We start from the raw sequence: 22,695 nt of genomic DNA, 5'->3' as shown, positions 1-22,695 counted from the left end.
GCATTTCACATCATGCCAGAGCCCTTTTTACGTAACCGGGTTATGAAACTTCTGTAAGCAGAATCTCCACAGCCTGATAATCACCACTTGTACGCGGGAATAATATACCACCGTGCATAAGGGCTTTACCGCTATGAATTTCATCGGTTCCATTTACACGGTAAATCTTATCCGGATCCAGACCTTTTAGCTTCACATGTATTCTCACCATGTTCGCTTTTGCATGAAGTACCACACCATGCAGAAGGGCCTCTGATTTATCTCCGGAAACGTATTCCCAGGCTGCATAATCATCCCGTTCAAATGGATTGGAAAGACGATAGTAATCACCATAGTGAATCACATCATAGTATTTTTTGAACCTCTCTATCTGCTCTGTTACCATCCCTTTTTCTTCATCTGAAAGCTTGTTCAAATCAAGTTCATAGCCAAAGCTTCCAGCCATTGCCACTACACCTCTGGTTTCAAAAGGAGTCAGCCTTCCCGTCTGATGATTGGGAACTGCCGAAACATGAGATCCTACGGAAGAAATAGGATATGCGAAAGATGTACCATACTGAATCTTAATTCTTTCGATGGCATCCGTATCATCACTGCACCAATACTGAGGTGAATAATAAAGCATTCCCGGATCAAAACGTCCGCCGCCGCCGCTGCAGCCTTCAAACAGCACATCTGGATATTTCCCTGTCAACTTTTCCAGAAGATCATAAAGTCCAAGAATATAACGATGTGGTATCTCTGCCTGACGGTCTTTTGGAAGGTCTGCGCTGTACAAATCACAAATGCTGCGGTTCATATCCCACTTTACATATTCTATATTAGCGCTGTCCAGAACTTTACTGATCTTCTCAAACAGATAATCCCTTACATCTTCTCTTGTCATATCCAGAACCAGCTGGAAGCGGGAACGGTTAGGCTTCCTGTCTGGCATGGTAAATGCCCAGTCCGGATGTGCCCGGTATAAATCACTGTCCTCGCTTACCATTTCCGGCTCAAGCCAGATTCCAAATTTTAATCCCAGGTCATTTACCTGTTTAACAAGTGGTTCCAGCCCGCCTTTTAATTTCTGTGTGTTTACATACCAGTCACCCAGTCCGGTATTGTCATCATTTCGAATACCAAACCAGCCGTCATCCATAACCAGCATTTCAACCCCCAGACTTGCAGCACCTTTTGCAATTTCCAACAGCTTTTCTTCATTAAAATCAAAATAAGTTGCTTCCCAGTTATTTAGAAGAACCGGCCTTCTCTGCTTCTTGTATTTTCCCCTGCATAAATGATTCTGGTAGGCTTTATGGAGTTTTCTCGACATTGCACCTAAGCCTTCCCCACTGTAAACCATCACAACCTCCGGGGTTATAAATTCATCTCCCGGCTGTAATGTATAAGCGAACTTCTGGCTGTTGATGCCCATAACTGCTCTCACCTGATTCAACTGGTCCAGTTCAATCTGCGCTTCAAAATTACCGCTGTAAACCAAAGAAATTCCATAACAGTTTCCGTAATCTTCCGTTGCCTCTTTATCACACAAAATTACAAACGGGTTGTGATGATGGCTGGATGCTCCTCTTGTACTGCCAACTGACTGGATTCCATGAAAAAGAGGAACCCGCTCCATCTGACGCTCCATGGCATGGCGCCCATGGAAATGCATCATATCCCAGTCACCATAGGGGAGATCCAGGCAGACAGAAGCTGCTTTTTCTAAGCGAACAGGCTCCTGATTCCCGTTTTTAATTTTCACTGCTCTTGTAATGATATCAAATTCTTCCCAGACACTGTAGTATAAAGTAACCTCCAGATCAGTAGCAGTGTCCTTTAATACAATTTCCAGGGTGTCCGCATCTTCTTTCTCACCATACATAGCCGGTAGTCCCTGGAGCGCATATTTTCCGGGTATTATGCGATAAGATACATAACGCAGGTCAGTTCCCCGTGTACCGTCTGCGTTCTCAACTTCAATACTGTTAATGCGGTAATCTCCCACTCCATTACTGGTATACTCCTGAGGCTGTACATCCAGTGAAAATGTCCGGTCTCTGCCTGTCTCATAAGGATTTCCTGCAAATGACACATCCCACATCTGTGCAAGATATCCCATATCTTCCTCATCTGTCTTCCCTCCATAATACTGATGAAGAAGTATCCCCCAAGCATTTACTTTCATCTGATAGGCAGCGCTGTCAGTAGTTAAAGTAAATAACTTCTGTTGTTCATTTACTGCAATTCCCATATCTATTCTCCTTTTCCTCTAAGAACCTGTATAAAAATCATTAATGAAAACGGACTGTATATCGTGACAGATACATTTTTTATACGCTCTTGTGATTTTTTTAAATCTTATCATATATTATGATTGAAATGAATGGAGTTTTCACGCGAATATATGGGAATTTGTGAATTCCTACTCACAACTTGCAGGAACTGTGAAATAAAATATAAAATTTTCCTAAAATAGTTGCATGTGCAATCATTTTATGGTATTCTTTTTTTAGTTGCATGCGCAATCATTTGCACTTGCTTATCAGAACCAGGTCCTGTGCTCTGGCATTTCTGAAATATTTTTGAGAAAAGGAGATTGATTTATATGAACTATGATAAAGAACAACAGGAACTAAAGAAATTAACCAATCTATGCAAAGAAAATGGTAAAATCGACCTTGAACTCTACGAGAAGTACAACGTAAAAAGAGGCCTCCGCGATATTAACGGCAAGGGTGTCCTGACCGGTCTCACCAAAATATCGAATATTCAGTCTTCTATTGAAAAAGACGGAAAGAGTTATCCTTGTGAAGGGAAACTTCTGTATCGTGGTGTAAATGTACAGGATCTCGTTCAGGGCTTTATTTCAACAAACACCTATGGATATGAAGAAACAGCTTATCTTTTAATTTTCGGTAATCTGCCAAACCAGAAACAATTGGATGATTTCAAGGAATTACTCGGAAGTTATCGTACACTTCCAACAAATTTTGTCCGTGACGTTGTAATGAAGGCTCCAAATAAAGACATGATGAATTCCCTTGCCAAGAGCATTCTCACACTGTCCTATTATGATCCGAAAGCGGATGACATCTCTGTGGAAAATGTACTGCAGCAGTCTCTGAAGATCATTAGCGTCATGCCTATGCTTGCCGTCTATGGATACCATGCTTTCAATCATTATGAGTGCGATGAAAGTTTGTACATACATCAGCCGGATCCGACCCTTTCCACTGCTGAAAACCTTTTAAGACTGCTTCGTCCGGATAAAAACTATTCTGACCTGGAGGCTCGTGTCCTGGATCTTGCTCTGATCCTTCACATGGAACATGGAGGCGGTAATAACTCCACCTTTACCACTCACGTAGTTACCTCTTCCGGAACAGATACCTATTCCGCAGTTGCAGCTGCCCTGGCTTCCCTGAAAGGACCAAAACACGGCGGTGCAAATATTAAAGTTGTAGAAATGATTCAGAACTTAAAAGAAACCGTCAGTGACTGGACCGACGAAGATCAGGTACGTGACTACCTTGAAAAATTAATGCGGGGTGAGGCATTTGACCGTAAGGGCTTGATCTATGGTATGGGACATGCTGTTTATTCCATTTCCGATCCAAGAGCACAGGTGTTAAAATCCTTTGTTAAGCAGCTTTCCGAAGACAAACATCGGGAAGAAGATTATAAATTATACTCCATGATCGAGAACATGGCTCCTCGCATCATCGCCGGAGAACGGGCAATCTACAAAGGTGTCAGCGCCAATGTGGACTTCTACAGCGGATTTGTATACAGCATGCTGGATATCCCGGAGCAGCTCTTTACCCCTATATTTGCAATTGCCAGAATTGTAGGTTGGAGCGCACACCGCCTGGAAGAGTTGATGAATATGGGGAAAATTATCCGTCCCGCATACAAGAGTGTTCTGGATGACGGTGATTACATTCCGATGAGTGAGCGTAAATAAAATGAATACCGATGATGATATTATTTATCCTATAAGCCGGCTCGCATCATCTCTGTACCGCTTGAGCCAGCGGTATTATGACCGCGAGCTGGAAGAAATAGGAATCAGCGGCGGCCAGCAATTTTTTCTGCTGCACATAGCTGACCATGAAGGTATCAGTATATTAGATCTGGCCGGAACCGAACACTTTGACAAAGGAACAACTGCCAGAGCCATTCGGAAACTGGAAACACTCAAGTATGTTGTTCGTGAAAAGGATAAATATGACAGAAGGATCAGCCGCCTTTTCATTACCTCCCATGGCAGGGACGCAATCCAGAAACTTTATGAAGTTCGAAAAAAATGGAACCGGATTCTCACTGAACACCTGACCGATTCAGACGCCCGGGAAGTAGAACGAATCATGAAGATTCTAATTGACAATGCCTGGAATTATCTGGAGGGCCCAAATCCTGCTAAATAATAAAGCCATTTATTCAAAAAACTCCATAGCCCATTTTTTCAATGGGTTATGGAGTTTTTTATTCCTTCCTGATCATTAGCTATAAGCCATTTTCAAACAGGCTCTAGCATTTCACGAAAGCGAATTTTAATATATGCTTCGATCTCCTCGACACACTTATCAAATCCCAGTTTACTGCTGTCCAGACACAAGTCATAATTTCTTGCATCATTCCATTCTCTTCCCGTGTAATAACGATAATAGTCTCCACGGTATTTGTCCGTTTTGGCTATAAATTTCTCCATTTCCTTCCATCCAAGGGAGGACCGCTCCAAAGCTCTCGCCATACAATAGGTCTTCGGTGCATGTACGAACACACTGACAACATTTGGATTGTCCCGAAGAACAAAGTCTGCACATCGTCCGATCATGACGCAGGATTCTTCCTGTGCCAATTCCTTAATTACCTTTGCCTGGTAATTGAATAAATTGTCATTGGATACAAAATCATCACTTTCCGGCGGAATCAGCTCTCCTTTATAAACCTTTTTTGTGATTCCAAACAGCGGACTGCTTTTTAACTTTTCATCTGCCTGGTTAAACAGTTTTTCATCAATACCGCTTTCATCGGAAGCCATTCTTAAAATCTCCCTGTTATAGCAATTGATACTGTTTTTCTTGGCAAACATCTCACCAATTGTCTTTCCGCCGCTGCCATACTGCCTTGCAATCGTTACTATTACATTTTCCATAAGGACCTCCTTTTTTGCCATCTCTTAAATATCATTGGCAATCCCCGCCAAGCTGCCCGGACAGGCACGATAGTTCGGCCTTTTACTCTCCAAGATACGCTTTCTTAATGGAATCATCCATCATTAAAACAGATGCTTCTGCTTCTTTTACAATATTACCTGTTTCCAGTACATATGCCCGGTCGGCTATAGACAATGCCTTTTTTGCATTCTGTTCTACCAGCAGTACGGTTGTGCCGCCTGCGCTGACTTCTTTGATAATATCAAAGATCTCATTTACAAAAATAGGTGACAGCCCCATAGATGGCTCATCCATTAAAATTATCCTGGGATGTGACATCAAAGCGCGTCCCATTGCAAGCATCTGCTGCTCTCCACCGCTAAGGGTTCCTGATAACTGATTCTTTCTCTCTTCCAAACGGGGGAATCTCTTATAAACCATATTCAGGGTAGATGCTATCTCTTCTTTATCTTTTCTCGTATAAGCTCCCAGAATCAGGTTCTCATATACACTCAGGTCTGCAAAAACACGGCGGCCTTCCGGCACATGAGCCATTCCCAGCGTTACAATTTTATGTCCGGGCAGCTTCGTAATATCCCTGCCTTCAAATTCAATCTTACCTGCTTTAGAAGGAATCAATCCTGTGATCGTATGAAGTATTGTAGTTTTACCGGCACCGTTTGCTCCGATCAGTGCAATAACTTCTCCCTCGTTTACTTCAAAGGAAATACCTTTAATCGCCTGGATTACACCATAATTTACTTTCAGGTCAGTAACACTTAACATAGCCATTGTAATCCACCTCCTATTCGCCCAGATATGCTGTGATTACTTTCGAATCATTAAGCACATCCTCAGGTTTTCCATTTGCAAGTTCCGTACCAAAATTTAATACATACAGATATTCACAGATTCCCGCAACCAGCTTCATATCATGTTCGATCAAAAGAATTGTAACATGAAACTTTTTCCGGATCAGCTCTATCGTATGCATTAACTCTGCTGTTTCATTTGGGTTCATCCCGGCAGCCGGTTCATCCAGCAGAAGAAGTTTTGGTTTTGTAGCCAGGGCCCTGGCAATCTCCAGCTTCCTCTGTTTTCCGTATGGTAAATTTGATGCCAGAACATCAGCATATTGATCCAGTTCAAATACTTTCAGGATCTCCATGGCATGTTCATCCATTTCTTTTTCTTTTTTCGCAAAAGATCCCAAATGCAGGATACTTTCAGCAAGGGTATACTTAATTTCATTATGAAGGGCCGCCTTAACATTGTCAAGCACCGACATCTGGGCGAACAGACGGATATTCTGAAATGTCCTTGCAATACCTGCCTGGCAGATCTGATCCGGCTTCAGCCCTACCAGACTTTTCCCGTCCAGGGTAATCGTTCCATCCGTCGGAAGGTATACTCCGGTGAGCAGGTTGAATGCCGTTGTCTTTCCTGCACCGTTTGGTCCGATCAATCCAACCAGGCTGCCCTCTTCAATACTCATATTCAAGTTATCTACCGCCCGAAGTCCTCCAAAGGAGATACCCAGGCTTTTCACTTCTAATAATGCCATACTTATACTCCCTCCTTCCGGACTTTGTCAGACTGCCGCATGTTTCTCTTTTCCATCATCATTTTCTTGAAGGAAGAATTATTAAACAGCATAAGCGCAATCAGTACAATCGAATAAATCAGCATTCTGTAATCTGCAGCGCCGCGGAGTAATTCCGGAAGTGCTGTCAGTATCACGGCTGCAATAATAGAACCTTTAATATTTCCCATGCCGCCGAGTACTACCATAACCAGAATCTCAATAGATGTGTTATAATCAAAATTAGCCGGTTTCAAAATACCGATATTACCTGCATATACAACACCGGCCATACCAGCCAGGAATGCAGCCACAACAAATGCCATAATTTTGAATTTACTGACCGGAATACCAACTGCCTGGGCAGCCACATAGTTATCTCGTACTGCGCAGATAGCACGTCCATGTCTGGAATTAACCAGATGGGCTACTACAATAATCACAATCATCGTCAATATAAATACCACTGTGAAGTTTCGGTATGTAGTGTTTAAAGGAATCTTGGAAAGACCTTTTGCACCACCTGTAATTCCAGTCATGGAGTTAATAATTGACTTGATAATCTCACCAAATCCCAGAGTTACAATTGCCAGATAATCCCCTCTCAGTCTGAGAACCGGAATACCAATTAACAAACCAAAGAGAGCCGCACAGATACCGCCTACCAATAGTCCAAGAATTAGGCTTACCAGAGATGGCAGATTCTTCGTGCCTATCATGACAAGCGCTCCGGTATATGCCCCAATCGACATAAAGCCGGCATGCCCAAGGCTTAATTCACCTAAAAACCCAACTACCAGGCAAAGTGATACAGCCAGCATGACATAGGTGCAGATCGGGATGATCAGGGACATCATCTGGCGGCTCAATACTCCTGCATTAACCAATACCATAACGACAGCATAAACTGCAACTGCAATCACTGCATTTATAATTAATTTCTTCTTGTCTTTCATGATCCCACCTACACTTTCTCAATCTTCAACTTGCCAAGCAAACCTGATGGCTTCACAAGAAGTACGATAACCAGAACGCCAAATACAATTGCATCTGCCAGCTGTGTGGAAATATACGCTTTGGAAAGACTTTCAATCACGCCCAGGAGAATCCCTCCAAGCATTGCGCCAGGAATACTTCCTATACCGCCAAGTACTGCAGCTACGAAAGCCTTTATTCCCGGAAGAGCTCCCAGTGTGGGCAGCAGTGTCTCATATTGTGCTATAAATAAAATTCCCGCAACTGCTGCCAGCGCAGATCCAATTGCAAATGTCATAGAAATTGTTTTATTTACGCTGATTCCCATCAGTTCTGCAGCACCTTTATCTTCCGATACCGCACGCATCGCCCTGCCGGCCTTTGTCTTGTTAATAAATGTTGTCAGGGCAATCATACAAACTGTAGTTACAACCAGAGTTACAATTGTAATTCCGGAAATGTTAAGCGAACCAATCTTAACAGAGGGAACTTTAATAATCGAGCCAAACGGAATCGGGGTTGCCTTAAAGATCAGCAATGCCAGATTCTGCAGCAGATAACTGACACCAATGGCTGTAATCAATACAGCCAGCGGCTGTGCATTTCTCAGAGGCTTATATGCCACTTTTTCAATTACAACACCCAGGACGGCACATACTATTATTGTCAATAAAATGGCTGCAACCGGGTTCAGATGCAGCAATGCCACAAATACATACAGAGAGTAAGCTCCTACCATAATAATATCGCCATGGGCAAAGTTAATCATTTTCGCAATACCGTAAACCATCGTATAACCCAGAGCAATTAAGGCATAGATACTTCCTGTTCTCAAACCATTAATTAATTGTTCTAAAATATTGTTAATCAGGTCCATTTCTCTCCACCTTTCTCAATTCATTAGTTATCTAAACTAACTTTTTTTATTGTAATATAATTAAGATGTGCTTGCAAGAATTATCGAGAAAAAAATGAAATTTACCATTAATTTGTCGTAATAAATATGCATTTTTACCCTGTAAAGGGATATTTCCTCCAGATCACATCGAATTTCTCCCGTCGAACAAATGTCTGTCTGCAGCAAACACTCATCTGTTAAAAAAAGAAGACAGCTTTTCCTCACTGTCTTCTTTTTTCTCAGAGCATATTCTATATTGCTCTCTGACAACTGTGCGTCACACTTTGCTGGAGATTCATTCCAAAGGAAGGACACATTTTCTAAAGATACTGATGCCAAAATGTGCGTTCCTTAGTTATCTGTATACTTATAAGCTCCGTCTTTTACTTCCACGAATTTAACTGCTTTAACTGCAGATCCAGCTGCTTCAAAAGTCATACCTTCACCGGTCAGTCCATCAACAGAAATTTCAGGCATAGCTGCAATTAAATCTGCACTTTCAATGGTTCCTGCTTTTTCCATTGCTGCTTTGAATGTATATACTGTATCGTATGCATCTGCTGCGAACTGGTCAGGAGTTGCTTTATAAGCATCCTGATAAGCTTTTACGAAATTCTGAACTCTGGCATCATCTACCGTTGCACAGAACGGGCTGGAGAAGATACATCCTTCTACGGTAGATTTATCTGTTACTGTGTCTAAGACACCGTCCCATCCGTCAGAACCGATAAACTGAACGTCAATTCCCATATCAGCTGCCTGTTTTGTAATATAAGTTACATCCTGATAATACGCTGGAACATAGATTGCATCTGCATCTGTTCCTTTAATTTTTGTCAGCTGAGTGTTAAATTCAACATCATTTGTCTGGAATGCTTCGCTGGCTACAATTTCCGCGCCTTTTGCCTTTACTTCTTCTTCAAACGCAGCCTGAAGTCCTGTACTGTACTCATCCGCTGCATTATAAATAACTGCAATCTTCTTTAATCCAAGTGTATCTACAGCGTAGTCTGCCATAGCCACACCCTGTGCCTGGTCTGAGAAACAGATACGGAAAGCATTGTCATTTGCAATACATCCGTCTGCTGAACCGGAAGGTGTGATCTGAAGGATACCATCCGCATAGGTCTGATCAACAATCGCCATACAAGCTCCGCTGGTTACACCGCCCATAACAGCATTGATTCCCTTATCCATTAAGGAATTGTATGCCTGTGTTGCTTTGTCTTCTGTTGCTTCATCATCTGCGAATTCTAATGCAAATTTATAAGTTTTATCACCAACTTTTACTCCGCCGGCTTCATTTACTTCTTTAATAGCAATTTCAGCACCCTGTTTTACACTGGTTCCGTAAGATGCTGCTGCTCCTGTAAGAGGTCCGATACCCCCGATTAAAAATGTCTCTGCATCGCCTGTATCTGCAGCCGCTTCATTTCCTGCTGCCTCTGTTGTGCCTGCAGTTCCCGCTTCCGTTGTCTTCGTATCACCGCCGCCGCAGCCTGCCAATGATGCAGCCACCATAGATGCAATTGCAATTGCACTCAAAAACTGTCTAAACTTTTTCATAATAATACCTTCCTCCTTTTGATCTTTCCCGAAACACGCATTCAGGTTGACGCTCCCTCATGAAAATCCAGGGACTTTGCGTATAATAATACCTCCTTATAAATTCTTTGTCAATCCCCATTTTACCGTGTATGCATGAAAATAAATCCCTGTTATCTGCATGTCCCGCTCTGGTGTACAAACGTACCAAAATTCGTCCGCACATCCCGGAATAATGAATTTTTTCGTGATACCTCTTAATTCCACTATCTTATTTTCCTTTTTATGTTATAATTCATTTAAATACAAAAATTTAAGAATATTCACCCCCAGAAAGGAGATTCTTCCCCTGATGAAGAAAAAACTGAAATGCATATGGAAAGCTCTTGGCATGGAGCTGAGAGAACACAAGAGTTCATTTTTGGTCTATTTTGTTTTACGGGCACTTGTAATTATTATGATGATTATGCAGCTCTTTAACCAAAACTATGAAAATGTATTCCTGTGCGTACTTACCCTGCTGCTTCTCGTAATTCCAAGTTTTGTCCAGATGGAGTTTAAGATCGAGCTCCCGACAGCTTTAGAGATTATTATCCTTCTCTTTATATTTGCAGCCGAGATCCTTGGAGAAATAAAATCATTCTATATCCGCTATCCAATGTGGGACACCCTTCTCCATACCATGAACGGCTTTCTTGCTGCGGCAATCGGTTTTTCACTGGTGGATATACTAAACCGGAGTGAAAAAGTTAAATTTGAGCTGTCTCCTATTTTTATGGCATTGATTGCCTTTTGCTTTTCCATGACGATCGGCGTACTTTGGGAATTTTTCGAATGCGGTATGGATTTGTTCCTGGGCTTTGATATGCAAAAGGATACCATTGTAAACAGTATCTCTTCTGTTATGCTGGATCCCAGCGGAGGGAATACGCCATACACCATAGACAATATTACCAGTGTTATTATTAATGGTAAGGACCTTGGTCTGGGCGGTTATCTGGATATCGGTCTGCTGGACACTATGAAGGATATGTTTGTAAACTTCATTGGAGCTGTAGTCTTTTCCATTATCGGATTTTTCTATGTAAAAAATCGTGGCAAAGGTAATTTTGCCCGCCGTTTTATCCCACATCGCAAAAAAGCTAATGCTGATTTTCTACAGATTGCGGAAACTGAGGAAAACGAAGAAAAATAACTCCCAATGGCATTTGGAATGAGAACACCTTATTCATTGGAAAAAGGGCAGTGAAAGATTTGCTTATTACGGTAAATCTTCCACTGCCCTCTTTATATAATAACTGATTAAGCTTCCATATTATCCGTTCTAACCATACGGTATCCGATTCCAATATGGGTCTGGATATATTTTGCATGTTCCTTATCCGGTTCTATTTTTTTACGCAGGGTGGCCATGTATACCCGCAGGGATGACAGATCACTCTCCAGTGCATTTGTCCATACTTTATCCAGTATATACTGATGTGTCAGGACTTTCCCCACATTTTTAGCCAGCAGGCAAAGCAGGTTATACTCCATTGGCATCAGATGAATCTCCCGGTCACCAACTTTTACAGTCGCCGAAGAGTAATCGATCTCCAGCTCACCATTTCGGAAAACCGCTTCTTCTACATTTCCCTTTGACTCCAGATACTGAATCCTTCGCAGTGTAGACCGCAGTCTGGCCAACAGTTCTTCTACACTGAAAGGCTTGGTAAGATAATCATCCGCTCCTGCATCCAGTGCCTTGATCTTATCTTTATCATCGTTTCGGGCGCTGATCACAATAATAGGCGCCACAGACCAGGAACGTATTTTTTTAATCACTTCGATACCATCCATATCCGGCAGTCCCAGATCCATAAGAAATATGTCTGGTTTGGCAGATACGGCGCTCATGATTGCCTGGGTGCCGTTCACGGCTGTCTGATATTTATAATTCTGAGTCTCCAGAGTTGTTGTAATAAGGTTTCTGACTGGTGCATCATCCTCAACTACCAGTATCTGTGGTTTTCCATTAATCATGTTAGGTGTACCTCCTCCGCTTTTAGCGTAAATCTGAAAATAGTTCCATGGGGTATGTTGTCATGTATGGTGAGATCTCCTGCGTGGGCAGTAATAATAGACTTACATAATGCCAGTCCCAGCCCCATACCTCGTCTTCCATCCGCCACAGAATTATTTGCAGTATAAAACATGTCAAACAGGCGTTTCTTATCTTCATCGGGAATTCCATTTCCATTATCCGCAATTTCTACCAAAACACTGCCATGCTGACGCTTAGTAATGATCGTGATATGTGATCCGGGAGGTGTATACTTAATTGCGTTATCTACCAGATTGATAAACACCTGGACAATCAGCTTAATATCCATCCTGGCAACCAGGAGATCATCCTCCTGCTGCACCTCTATATGATGCTCCTCCGCTTTTCTGCTGATATGACTCAGCGCTTCTGTAATTGCCTCATCCATTAGCTCTGCCTGCATATTCAGCTGCATGGTTCCATTATCAATACGGGTTACGGAAAGGAGATTTTCCACCAGATTTATCAGCCACATAGAATCATCATAAATATCAATATATAATTTCTTCCTCTGTTCTTCACTGATTTTGTCTTCATTTCCAATCAGTACACTGGCATTTCCTGAAATACTGGTGAGTGGTGTCCGAAGATCATGGGAAATGGAACGTAATAAATTGGCACGCAGCTGTTCCTGCTGCAATTTAATTGCAGCTTCTTTTCTCTCTGCAACTAACTGATCTTTTTCAAGCGCCAGAGCACATTCATTTAGTATTGCACTCATAATTCCCGCCTCAAATGCCTGAAGTTCTTTTCCTTCCATATCAATCCCCACTACAGCAAATACCCGTTCGCTGCTTCTCACTGCCAGATACATACACTTCACTCCGGGCAAAGTTGTTGTAGAAAAACCAGCATGCTTATTATTCTTAAAAACCCACTGGGCTACTGCCCGTTCTTCCTTCTGGTCGTAATAAAAATCACTCTGGCCATGACTTGATTTAAAAACAATCGGTTCAGCGTCATTCAGGGGATTCCCAAGATAAAATACCACATTGCGCTCTAAGAGCTTGCTTAACTGCCTTGCCGTACTTAAGGAAATCTCCTTTGCATCCACCGCTTTTTGCAGTTTCTGGCTGGTTTCCAGCAAAATCTCTGTCCGGTAAGATTTCTTCACCGCCTGCTTTGCCTGATCCTTTACCTTTTGTGTTAAAGTAGCTCCTATCAGCGCAGAGAGAAACATGATTCCAAAAGTTACTATATAAGAAGGATCATTTACAGATAATGTCTGTTTGGGATCAGTAAAACAAAAGTTAAATATTATAACACTTAATATACTGGACAGCAAACTGCAAAGCTTAGTTCTGGTTACAAGGGAAATCGTCAGAATCCCCAGAATATAAACCATAATCAGATTGGCATCGCTGAATTTCCAAAACGAAAACAAATAGGCAATGGCAGTGGAAATTCCTAATATCCCTACCGAGATCAGAGCATCAGCTACCAGTGCTTCCGGCGAAATCGCAGCACGGAACCTTTTTTTACGGTATTTCTTTTTATATGCATCCGGAATAACAAAAATCTCCAGCTGGGGTGCCAGTCTGGTAAGCTTTTCAGAAAAACTTTCCTTCATGGAAAGCCACGCCCTCTTTGTATTTGTCCTTCCAAGAACAATTTTTGTTACCCTTGCTACTTTGGCATACTCTGCAATCTGTTCTACAATATCGTCCCCATAAGAGGTCACCGTCTTTGCCCCCAGCTGTTCCGCCAGTCTGGTATTAATGCGCAGTCTCTCCACGTCCTCTTTTGTATACTGGGTAAAGTCCGAGTTCTCCACAAAAAAGGCCGTAAACTTCCCCCGGAACGCCGAAGCCATCCTGGCTGCCTGACGGATTACCTTTTCGTTGGATGGTGCCGGAGACAAACAAATTAAGATATGCTCTGCCGCCCCTGCTTCTCCGGTCTGAAAGGACTTTTCCTGTATCAGATTAACCCGGTCCGCCATACGCCTCAGGGCAATCTCACGCAGCGATACCAGATTGTCAGTGGTAAAGAAATGATTCAGTGCCTGCTCTGCCCGGCTCTCTTTATATATTTTACCTTTTCGTAACCTGTCCAGCAGATCCTCCGGCTCAATATCTACCAGCTCCACCTGGCTTGCCTGGTCAAACACAAAGTCCGGAATCCGCTCCTTTACCACAATCCCGGTAATTCCGTCCACAAGATCTATCAGGCTTTCCAGATGCTGCACATTTACGGTAGTGTAAACATCTATGCCTTCTTTTAACAGTTCCTGGATATCTTCATACCGTTTCTTATGCCTGCATCCCTCTCCATTTGTGTGAGCCAGCTCATCCACCAGAATCAGCTGGGGTTTTCTCGCCAAAGCCCCATCCAGGTCAAATTCATTCAGAGTGATATTCTGATACCGGATCTGAAGCTGCGGCAACACTTCCAGTCCCTGAACCAGCGCTGCCGTATCCGGTCTGGCATGTGGTTCTATATATCCTGCAACAACATCCAGACCGGCTTTCTCTGCCTCATGGGCAGACGCAAGCATGGCATAGGTTTTCCCTACGCCTGCTGCATATCCAAAAAATATCTTTAATCTTCCTTTTGTCCTGGATGCTTCCTCTTCCAGCTTCTTCAAAAGAACGTCTGGTTTACGGTACTCTTCTGTCATGGCTCACACCTTCCTCGGTAACAGTATAGCACATCTGTTTTAAAAATCTATTCCTATTTAGCAATTCCATCTTATACCAAGTGAACTCAGATTTAAAGTACATAAAGTTTAAATTGAATACACTCACTAATGATATTGCCGATTATAACAGACCAGATATTAAATAGGCATAACAGATATGGCGCCTGACATTAAAATCACATTAAAATTGCATTAAAATTACAGCTCTTACATGATCCCAAGAGCTTTGTACACCAGCCATATAAGAGTACCTCCCGCCAGAGCAATACCTCCTACAGTTAAAATTAATAAGAACGCTACAGCAATCTGTCCAAATATCATCGTAAATAATGGATGGCGGTCAACTGCTCCCCATAAATTTGTTTCATGCAATGCTAAATACTTTTTCATAATCCTGCACCTTCCTTTGTCGGAATAACCTCTTTCTCTCCTGAATATGGCATTAGTATAGCAATATTCAGATTAAATGGGTGTAAGTGTAGGGATCCCTGCGTTAAAATCAAATTAAAATATCTATTTTGCCGAAACTTAATATTTTCTATATACAAAATGCACCTGGTTGTTGTAGAATAACTATATATGGAGATGGCAGTATATGGGAGTGTACATGCCCTCCTGAAATAATGAAAGGGGTATCTATCATGAAAAATTTAATCGTTGGACAATCCGGCGGCCCGACAGCCGTTATAAACAGCAGCCTGTTTGGAGTCATCAAGGAAGGATTACAACACAAGGATAAAATCGATCATGTATATGGTATGATTAATGGAATTGAAGGATTCTTAAAGGACCATTACATGGATTTAGAAACTGACGTAAGTCAAGAGGCCCTGCAGTCCCTGCGCATCACACCCGGCGCATTCCTGGGATCCTGCCGTTATAAACTTCCGGAGGATCTGGAAGATCCCGTATATCCGGAGCTCTTTAAAAAATTCAAGGCACTGAAGATAGGTTATTTCTTTTATATAGGAGGAAATGACTCTATGGATACCGTAAGCAAACTATCACGCTATGCAGCAAAGCATAAGAGTACCATTCGAATCCTGGGAATTCCCAAGACCATTGATAATGATCTGGTACATACGGACCATACGCCCGGCTTTGGAAGTGCTGCAAAATACGTAGCATCTTCCGTCTGTGAAATAGGTATCGATGCCTCTGTATATGATACAAAATCAGTTACAATTGTGGAGATTATGGGTCGTCACGCCGGTTGGCTGACTGCTGCCGGAGTGTTGGCACGTAAATTCGAAGAGGACAACCCTGTGCTTATTTACCTGCCGGAAGTTTCCTTTGATCAGAATCTCTTCCTGGAACAGATAAAAAAAGCACTGGAGAAAAAGAATAATCTGGTGGTTTGCATCTCCGAAGGTATACATGACAAGGACGGGAAATTTATCTGCGAATATGCCAGTGAAGTTGGTACCGATAATTTTGGACACAAGATGCTTACCGGAAGCGGCAAATACCTGGAGAATCTGGTAAAAGAGCATCTGGGTGTTAAAGTCCGCTCTGTGGAACTGAATGTAAACCAGCGCTGTTCCACCTTTACCCAGTCCCTGACAGATGCAAGAGAAGCTGCTACAGCCGGTTCTTATGCCGTCACGGCAGCCCTGGATGGAGAAACCGGAAAAATGATTGCTTTTAACCGTTCTGCCGGAACACCTTACGACATTTCCTGTGGGCTTGTAGATGTAAATGAAGTGTGCAATAAAGAAAAAACCGTTCCCCTTGAATGGATTATTAATGATGGCACCGACATCAGCACCGATTTCATCAATTATGCATTGCCGTTAATTCAGGGCAATTCAGCTATTCCAATGAAAAACGGTCTGCCAAATTATGCATACCGAAAATAACGTAAGCAAAGGCACCTGGAAATCCAGGTGCCTGATTTTTTCTCTGCTTTTTCATAACACGTTATGCTGAGCGTTACAGATCAACGATGGTATAATCATGTCCTGTATAAGGCAGAAATTTTTCCAATATGTCTTTCGTTTTCACTTTCAGGCTGGATGTATTGATACATGGATGGCATCCTATATACTCCGATTCTGCCACTTCACGGTCAATTACTAAACGAACCCGCTGTTCCTTGTCATTCATAAGTCCCATGATACTCACAGATCCCGGTGTAATATTTAAAAATTCTTCCATATAAGTTTCATTGGCAAAAGACAGTCTGGCCACTTCTAACTGACCGGATAAATCCTTAGTTTTAAATTTCTTCATGCCCGGCATTAACAATAAATAGAACTTTGTCTTCTGACTGTTGCACAAAAATAAATTTTTACAAATCTCTATACCCAGCTGTTTGTCTACATCATGGCACGCTTCAATCGAAGGTGTTACTTCATGATCCATCCTTACATATGGGATGTTTAACTTTTCCAGCACATCATAAACTGCCATTTCTTTTTCCAGCCGCCCATTTTCATCCGGTCTGGTTGTAAATAGTGTATTGTCCATTCTAGTAAGCTTTTCCCCAGTATACCATATGCTTCGCCGGTTTACCGCAATGCACGCATACCCCTGAAATCTCTTCCTGAGCAAACGGAATACAACGTGAAGTCACTCCTACTTCTTCTTTCATGGCATCCTCACATTCCTGGCATCCACACCACATCGCCTTGATAAATCCAGGTTTCTCATCCGCGATTTGTTTCATCTCTTCTATATTATGAGCAATATAAGTGTGGGTATCCCTATGCTCTCTCGCTCTTTCCAGCATATCTGTCTGCATTGTTTCCAGGATCTCAGCTGCCTTATCTGCGATCTCATCAAATGCAACCACAGTCTTCTCTCTGGTGTCACGCCTTACAATAACAGCCTGACCTGCTTCGATATCTTTTGGTCCCAGTTCAATTCGGATTGGAACTCCACGCATTTCCTGCTCAGAGAACTTCCATCCCGGACTCTTGTCAGAATCATCCACCTTCACACGAAGTCCTGCTTTCGCCAATGTATCTTTCACTTCGAACGCTTTATCCAGAACGCCGTCTTTTTTCTGCTGGATCGGAATCACCATAACCTGGGTAGGCGCAATCCTTGGAGGGAGTACCAGACCGCTGTTGTCTCCATGCACCATGATGATCGCTCCGATCATACGGGTTGTCATTCCCCAGGATGTCTGATGAACATATTTCAAAGTATTATCCTTATCTGCAAACTGAATACCGAAAGCTTTTGCAAATCCGTCACCGAAATTATGGCTGGTTCCTGACTGCAGCGCTTTTCCGTCATGCATAAGAGATTCAATCGTATAAGTCGCTTCTGCTCCTGCAAATTTTTCCTTGTCTGTTTTCTGTCCCCGTACAACCGGGATTGCCAGTGTTTCCTCACAGAAATCAGCATAGAGATTCAACATCTGCTTTGTTCGCTCTTCAGCCTCTTCTGCTGTAGCGTGAGCAGTGTGTCCTTCCTGCCATAAAAACTCTCTGGAACGAAGGAACGGTCTTGTTGTTTTTTCCCAACGAACAACAGAGCACCATTGGTTATATACTTTTGGAAGATCACGGTGTGAATGGATATCCTTAGCATAAAAATCACAGAATAATGTCTCTGAGGTAGGACGTACGCACAATCTCTCCTGTAAAGGTTCCAGTCCTCCATGAGTAACCCATGCCACTTCCGGAGCAAACCCTTCTACATGGTCTTTTTCTTTCTGAAGCAGGCTTTCTGGTATAAACATAGGAAGATATACATTTTCTACCCCTGTTTCTTTAAAGCGGCGATCCAGTTCATGCTGAATATTCTCCCAGATTGCATAACCTGCCGGTTTAATTACCATACATCCTTTTACACTTGTATAATCAATCAATTCTGCTTTCTTAACAACGTCTGTATACCACCTCGCAAAATCTTCTTCCATCGAAGTGATGGCTTCTACTAATTTCTTGTCCTTTGCCATTGTTCTGACTCTCCTTTTCATTTTTAAATCTGCTCTATGGGATGATCCGCTTTTCTTATTTTTCTACCTTTATAAACTTCAAAAAAGCACAAAAAAACTACCGGATCCTCCTATGCCTGACACATAAGGGACCGATAGTTTAAACACTTCGGCGGTACCACCCTAATTAACAGCCCAAACTTTGGCCATTCTCTCATATTCCCGTTAACGCCGGGAACAACGTTGCATTTTCATGCAAAGCTCCAAGGCAGGTTCCATCTTCTCCACTTGAGAATCTCACACCAAATGATTCTCTCTCTGAAAAGCTTCCAAAATGTACTAATCCTCTTCAACGCTGTATTCTCATATCTCAATATGGTCATTCTAAAATAAATAAATTCATTTGTCAAGCAGGGATTTCCGCAATCTCCTTTCCAATCTCCCTTCCTCCTCTTGACATCCCTTTCTTTTATCGATAGACTATTTCTATATTACATAAGATAAACGAAGGAGCTAAATTTCATGACTAATCCAGACCGCAAAACCGCCGGACATATTCTGGCACTGCTTACCATCATTGTATGGGGCACTACTTTTATTGCAACCAAAATTCTGTTAGATTATTTCAGCGCTACACAGATTATGGTACTCCGCTTTTTTATTTCTTATATCGGACTTCTGCTGATATGCATTCTGAACCGGCAATTTACACTGAAACACAACTGGAGGGATGAGGTGGGAATCTTCCTGCTCTCCATGTCAGGTGTAACGATATACTACTTTTTTGAAAATACTGCACTATCTTTTACTCAGGCTTCCAATGTCAGTATTTTAGTTGCCTTTGCCCCGATTTTTACAGCGATTCTCGCTCACTTTTTTACAAAAGATGAAAAGCTGAAGAAAAATATTATATTTGGTTTTTTAATCGCTATCATCGGTGTAGTTATGGTCGTTTTTAACGGAGCCGTAGTCCTGAAATTAAATCCACTGGGTGACGGTATGGCAATTCTGGCAGCCCTTTGCTGGGCTGTTTATTCCATTCTTCTGAAAAAATATATTAATAAATACGATAACTTCGCCCTGACACGTAAAGTAATTTTTTATGGATTTGCCTGTTCCTATATTATGATGGTAGTATCAGAAAAGCGCCTCCTTCCCCCTGCAGCAATTAATACAGAAATTGTCATCTGCCTGCTGTTTCTTGGAATACTCGGAAGCGCAATCTGCTATTTAACCTGGAACGTAGCTATCAAAAAAATTGGTATTATTAAAACAAACAATTATATTTACTTAAATCCGTTCATCACCATGGTTGCTGCATTTTTCATTCTGAAAGAACACATCACACCTACCGGATTTTTGGGCGCCCTGCTTATTGTGGGAGGTGTAGTTCTCTCCGAACGCTGATCCCTATTAGAAAAGGCACTCCATCAGAAGTGCCTGTCTAACATGCTTATCCACTTTTACTCACATGATCCTCAGGGCTTATACCCTGGGATCCCAATACCAGACGCTTTTACTGCTTTAAGATTTTTTCATAATCTATCTGAGCAATTGGTCTGGAACAGTAATATCCCTGAATATAATCACATGAAATACTCTCCAGAAACTCGTATTGTTCTTTTGTTTCCACACCTTCCGCCACAACTTTAATCCCCAGTTCCCGTGCCAATGCAATTACACTGGTAATAATTTTTTTGCTCCTGGTGTTATTTTCATAATCGTCTATCAGAGTCTTATCCATCTTAAGCAAATCAATCGGAATATTCTTCAGGGTATTTAAAGACGAATATCCGGAACCAAAGTCATCCATCAGAATGCGGATTCCATTCTTATGGAATTTTTCAAGAATACCAACCAGAATTTCTTCGTTATCCAGTAATACTGTCTCCGTCAGTTCCAGTTCAATCAGTTGGACCGGCACTTTATATTTATTTATAATATCCAGATATGTGTCAACAAAATCCTGACGGTATAAGTGCAGTCTGGAAACATTTACAGAAACCGGCGTTACCTGATATCCCTCTTTCATCCACTTTATAATCTGTCTGCAGACCTCTTCAAAAATATATTGATCCAATTGGACAATCGTTCCATTATTCTCAAAAACAGGTATAAATTCCCCCGGAGGCATCAGCCCTTTTTCCGGTCTATGCCATCTGACCAGCGCCTCTGCTCCTTCAAAACATTGCTTCTCAATATCAAACTTCGGTTGATAATAAATAATAAACTCGCCCTTTTCCAGTGCTGTTTCAAAATGATCTTCAATATCCTTTGTGCGGATCTTCCGGTCCCGCATTTTATCATCATAATAACCACATACCTGAAGCAAATCGCCTTCCGGGCGATTCAGTGCCATCTTCGCTCTGTCGACCATTGTATCAATTTCATCAACTCCAGGTTCAATCTGGTATATCCCTGCTGTCGCCTTAATCTCATAATGCTTTCCGCCAAAATCCGTTTTGCTTTGCAGCTGGGCGATAATATTTTCCACGCGGCTCTTTAACTCTTTTTTATCCTTTTGCTGCAGAAGTGCCACAAAATGATCGGCAAGCATTCTGGCAAACGCCTCCTTATCTCTGAGGTTTTCCTGGATAACCCCTGCCACATAGGTAAGTGCCCTGTCCCCTTCCGCATAGCCAAACAAATCATTTATGTATTGAAATTTATGAATATTAAAGCACACTACTGTATATTCCTGATCATTATTATCTTCCAGAATCTGCTTTGCCTCTACCTTAAATTTATTAAAGTTAGTCATCCCGGTTGCTTCATCCGTAAATGCAATCTTTTCAAGGTCTTTTCTGCTGACCTGTCTGATCCGGTTGATCTGAAGTATCAAAATGATAATAAGGCAAGAACAGAAAAAAATAAACAAGTATGCCAGGGTTAAGATTTCACCCATACTCTGTTTAATCACTTTTCCCGGGACCACCGTCAGCAAAAACCACTGGTTGACAGACAGCGGCTGATAATACATATAGTATTGCATATCATCCTGGAAAACTACATATCCATTTTCTCCCTTGCTTACCCCTCTCTTCAGTTCTTTTACGGCAGTGCTGTTTTTTCCCGACCGTTCTTCCATAAAATTGTAAATGTTCGCAAACTGTTTTTCTTTATGGCCTGCCCCTTCTCCTACAATATAATCACCGTTTCCTCTGATGATATAACTGTAACCGTCTCCTGAATAGATCGTTTCAGCCAGAGCGCTTTTAAAATTATCTGTCTCCAGTGTTGCAAAAAGAACACAACGGAATCCATCCCGGAAACTGACCGGAGCGCTGTAAACATTTATCTTATCCCCGCCTTCCACATCTTTCAAAGTATCGGACATAATAACACTTCCATCCATAGACCTTTTAAAGTAATCTCTGCCATCCAGATCCATAATTACGCCGTCTGTAGTATAAGCCGTTCCATCTGGCATAATAATACCCATTCTCTTAAAATCGTTCGACTCATCTACGGCTTTAATTTCCTGAATCAATTCATCTGTATCACAAGTATCGTGCTGTCCCAGCAAAATTGCCAGATTGCTGATAATATCTTTCCCTTTTTCTGCTTCCCGCTGGAAAACCTTGGCACTCTGATTCGAGATTTCCGCCAAATTACTTAACACCTTTTTCTGCGAACTATTATAAAAGAGTTTTGCAAACAGAATACCTGCTGCTGCGATTACTAAAATAATCAATACAATGTCAAGAATTCGACGATTCCGTAACCTCTTCTCCATCTCTTCCTCTCTTTCCGTTCCTTCACGGACTTTTCATTCCCCATATATATTATATTTATTATATATCACCCTTCTGACTTGTGCAATAAATTAATCAAAAACATTCCTATGTCACTTGTGATTTATCAGAAAATTACCCCTAAATATTAATATACAGCAAAATTTACTCTTGTATTTTCCGATAGAAGTGCTATATTTAAAC

Annotated in this window: 18 protein-coding genes and 1 other annotated feature; of the genes, 5 read left to right on the top strand and 13 right to left on the bottom strand. The window is 41.8% G+C overall.

Annotation, left to right across the window (positions count from 1 at the left end):
* Positions 1-40: 40 nt before the first annotated feature.
* Complete coding sequence (locus tag QR40_RS25575) at positions 41-2,236, bottom strand: alpha-galactosidase (protein ID WP_044297418.1); 2,196 nt, start codon at positions 2,234-2,236, stop codon at positions 41-43.
* Between the two features lie 354 nt (positions 2,237-2,590).
* On the opposite strand from QR40_RS25575, the gene QR40_RS25570 reads away from it, so the two are divergent.
* Both QR40_RS25570 and QR40_RS25565 read left to right on the top strand, forming a co-directional pair.
* On the top strand, positions 2,591-3,949 hold the full coding sequence (locus QR40_RS25570) for a citrate/2-methylcitrate synthase (RefSeq protein WP_044297417.1): 1,359 nt from the start codon (positions 2,591-2,593) through the stop codon (positions 3,947-3,949).
* Positions 3,936-4,412: a MarR family winged helix-turn-helix transcriptional regulator gene (locus QR40_RS25565; protein ID WP_152614285.1), complete on the top strand. Its 477-nt coding sequence runs from the start codon at positions 3,936-3,938 to the stop codon at positions 4,410-4,412. The genes QR40_RS25570 and QR40_RS25565 overlap by 14 nt, the downstream gene beginning before the upstream one ends.
* 92 nt (positions 4,413-4,504) lie before the next feature.
* On the opposite strand, the gene QR40_RS25560 is transcribed toward QR40_RS25565, so the two are convergent.
* The 6 genes from QR40_RS25560 to QR40_RS25530 all read right to left on the bottom strand — a co-directional run bounded on the left by QR40_RS25560 (position 4,505) and on the right by QR40_RS25530 (position 10,165).
* Complete coding sequence (locus tag QR40_RS25560; protein ID WP_027295134.1) at positions 4,505-5,143, bottom strand: cytidylate kinase-like family protein; 639 nt, start codon at positions 5,141-5,143, stop codon at positions 4,505-4,507.
* 82 nt (positions 5,144-5,225) lie between these two features.
* Positions 5,226-5,936, bottom strand: a complete 711-nt coding sequence (locus QR40_RS25555; protein ID WP_044297415.1) for an ABC transporter ATP-binding protein — start codon at positions 5,934-5,936, stop codon at positions 5,226-5,228.
* 13 nt (positions 5,937-5,949) lie between these two features.
* Positions 5,950-6,708 (bottom strand): ABC transporter ATP-binding protein, encoded by a 759-nt coding sequence (locus QR40_RS25550; RefSeq protein WP_044297413.1) that lies wholly within the window; start codon positions 6,706-6,708, stop codon positions 5,950-5,952.
* A gap of 2 nt (positions 6,709-6,710) precedes the next feature.
* A complete protein-coding gene (locus QR40_RS25545) occupies positions 6,711-7,682 on the bottom strand; it encodes a branched-chain amino acid ABC transporter permease (RefSeq protein ID WP_027295137.1) in 972 nt (323 codons plus the stop codon).
* 8 nt (positions 7,683-7,690) lie between these two features.
* Complete coding sequence (locus QR40_RS25540; protein ID WP_330373895.1) at positions 7,691-8,578, bottom strand: branched-chain amino acid ABC transporter permease; 888 nt, start codon at positions 8,576-8,578, stop codon at positions 7,691-7,693.
* 372 nt (positions 8,579-8,950) lie between these two features.
* Entirely contained in the window at positions 8,951-10,165 is a 1,215-nt protein-coding gene (locus tag QR40_RS25530; protein ID WP_044297409.1) for an ABC transporter substrate-binding protein, read from the bottom strand.
* A gap of 331 nt (positions 10,166-10,496) precedes the next feature.
* Between QR40_RS25530 and QR40_RS25525 the strand changes: the two genes are divergently transcribed.
* Positions 10,497-11,339 carry a DUF2238 domain-containing protein gene (locus QR40_RS25525; protein ID WP_027295140.1) on the top strand — a complete coding sequence of 281 codons (843 nt, stop codon included), beginning with the start codon at positions 10,497-10,499 and terminating at the stop codon, positions 11,337-11,339.
* A 107-nt stretch (positions 11,340-11,446) separates the two neighbouring features.
* Here the strand turns inward: QR40_RS25525 and QR40_RS25520 are convergent, their stop codons facing one another.
* The 3 genes from QR40_RS25520 to QR40_RS25510 form a co-directional block, all read right to left on the bottom strand.
* Positions 11,447-12,166: a response regulator gene (locus tag QR40_RS25520; RefSeq protein WP_027295141.1), complete on the bottom strand. Its 720-nt coding sequence runs from the start codon at positions 12,164-12,166 to the stop codon at positions 11,447-11,449.
* Positions 12,163-14,847 (bottom strand): sensor histidine kinase, encoded by a 2,685-nt coding sequence (locus QR40_RS25515; RefSeq protein WP_027295142.1) that lies wholly within the window; start codon positions 14,845-14,847, stop codon positions 12,163-12,165. The genes QR40_RS25520 and QR40_RS25515 overlap by 4 nt, the downstream gene beginning before the upstream one ends.
* A gap of 228 nt (positions 14,848-15,075) precedes the next feature.
* On the bottom strand, positions 15,076-15,258 hold the full coding sequence (locus tag QR40_RS25510) for a hypothetical protein (protein ID WP_044289531.1): 183 nt from the start codon (positions 15,256-15,258) through the stop codon (positions 15,076-15,078).
* Positions 15,259-15,509: 251 nt separating this feature from the next.
* On the opposite strand from QR40_RS25510, the gene QR40_RS25505 reads away from it, so the two are divergent.
* Positions 15,510-16,727, top strand: a complete 1,218-nt coding sequence (locus tag QR40_RS25505; protein WP_027295143.1) for a 6-phosphofructokinase — start codon at positions 15,510-15,512, stop codon at positions 16,725-16,727.
* A gap of 73 nt (positions 16,728-16,800) precedes the next feature.
* On the opposite strand, the gene QR40_RS25500 is transcribed toward QR40_RS25505, so the two are convergent.
* Entirely contained in the window at positions 16,801-17,337 is a 537-nt protein-coding gene (locus QR40_RS25500) for a prolyl-tRNA synthetase associated domain-containing protein (RefSeq protein WP_044297407.1), read from the bottom strand.
* A 1-nt stretch (position 17,338) separates the two neighbouring features.
* Positions 17,339-18,778 carry a proline--tRNA ligase gene (gene proS / locus QR40_RS25495; RefSeq protein WP_044297406.1) on the bottom strand — a complete coding sequence of 480 codons (1,440 nt, stop codon included), beginning with the start codon at positions 18,776-18,778 and terminating at the stop codon, positions 17,339-17,341.
* Positions 18,779-18,901: 123 nt separating this feature from the next.
* Positions 18,902-19,119 (bottom strand) — a binding site (T-box leader).
* A 160-nt stretch (positions 19,120-19,279) separates the two neighbouring features.
* Between proS and QR40_RS25490 the strand changes: the two genes are divergently transcribed.
* Complete coding sequence (locus QR40_RS25490; RefSeq protein WP_027295146.1) at positions 19,280-20,164, top strand: DMT family transporter; 885 nt, start codon at positions 19,280-19,282, stop codon at positions 20,162-20,164.
* Between the two features lie 109 nt (positions 20,165-20,273).
* Here the strand turns inward: QR40_RS25490 and QR40_RS25485 are convergent, their stop codons facing one another.
* A complete protein-coding gene (locus tag QR40_RS25485) occupies positions 20,274-22,493 on the bottom strand; it encodes a bifunctional diguanylate cyclase/phosphodiesterase (RefSeq protein WP_044297405.1) in 2,220 nt (739 codons plus the stop codon).
* Positions 22,494-22,695 lie beyond the last annotated feature (202 nt).

The organism is Robinsoniella peoriensis (genome assembly GCF_000797495.1).
GTDB lineage: Bacteria > Bacillota > Clostridia > Lachnospirales > Lachnospiraceae > Robinsoniella > Robinsoniella peoriensis.
This window is presented reverse-complemented; position numbering and strand designations above follow the sequence as displayed.

Bases quoted from the DNA above. Each gene is read 5' to 3' on its own strand.
- QR40_RS25575 (WP_044297418.1), bottom strand. From the start codon at position 2,236: ATGGGAATTGCAGTAAATGAACAACAGAAGTTATTTACTTTAACTACT.
- QR40_RS25570 (WP_044297417.1), top strand. From the start codon at position 2,591: ATGAACTATGATAAAGAACAACAGGAACTAAAGAAATTAACCAATCTA.
- QR40_RS25560 (WP_027295134.1), bottom strand. From the start codon at position 5,143: ATGGAAAATGTAATAGTAACGATTGCAAGGCAGTATGGCAGCGGCGGA.
- QR40_RS25555 (WP_044297415.1), bottom strand. From the start codon at position 5,936: ATGGCTATGTTAAGTGTTACTGACCTGAAAGTAAATTATGGTGTAATC.
- QR40_RS25550 (WP_044297413.1), bottom strand. From the start codon at position 6,708: ATGGCATTATTAGAAGTGAAAAGCCTGGGTATCTCCTTTGGAGGACTT.
- QR40_RS25545 (WP_027295137.1), bottom strand. From the start codon at position 7,682: ATGAAAGACAAGAAGAAATTAATTATAAATGCAGTGATTGCAGTTGCA.
- QR40_RS25540 (WP_330373895.1), bottom strand. From the start codon at position 8,578: ATGGACCTGATTAACAATATTTTAGAACAATTAATTAATGGTTTGAGA.
- QR40_RS25530 (WP_044297409.1), bottom strand. From the start codon at position 10,165: ATGAAAAAGTTTAGACAGTTTTTGAGTGCAATTGCAATTGCATCTATG.
- QR40_RS25525 (WP_027295140.1), top strand. From the start codon at position 10,497: ATGAAGAAAAAACTGAAATGCATATGGAAAGCTCTTGGCATGGAGCTG.
- QR40_RS25520 (WP_027295141.1), bottom strand. From the start codon at position 12,166: ATGATTAATGGAAAACCACAGATACTGGTAGTTGAGGATGATGCACCA.
- QR40_RS25515 (WP_027295142.1), bottom strand. From the start codon at position 14,847: ATGACAGAAGAGTACCGTAAACCAGACGTTCTTTTGAAGAAGCTGGAA.
- QR40_RS25510 (WP_044289531.1), bottom strand. From the start codon at position 15,258: ATGAAAAAGTATTTAGCATTGCATGAAACAAATTTATGGGGAGCAGTT.
- QR40_RS25505 (WP_027295143.1), top strand. From the start codon at position 15,510: ATGAAAAATTTAATCGTTGGACAATCCGGCGGCCCGACAGCCGTTATA.
- QR40_RS25500 (WP_044297407.1), bottom strand. From the start codon at position 17,337: ATGGACAATACACTATTTACAACCAGACCGGATGAAAATGGGCGGCTG.
- proS (WP_044297406.1), bottom strand. From the start codon at position 18,778: ATGGCAAAGGACAAGAAATTAGTAGAAGCCATCACTTCGATGGAAGAA.
- QR40_RS25490 (WP_027295146.1), top strand. From the start codon at position 19,280: ATGACTAATCCAGACCGCAAAACCGCCGGACATATTCTGGCACTGCTT.
- QR40_RS25485 (WP_044297405.1), bottom strand. From the start codon at position 22,493: ATGGAGAAGAGGTTACGGAATCGTCGAATTCTTGACATTGTATTGATT.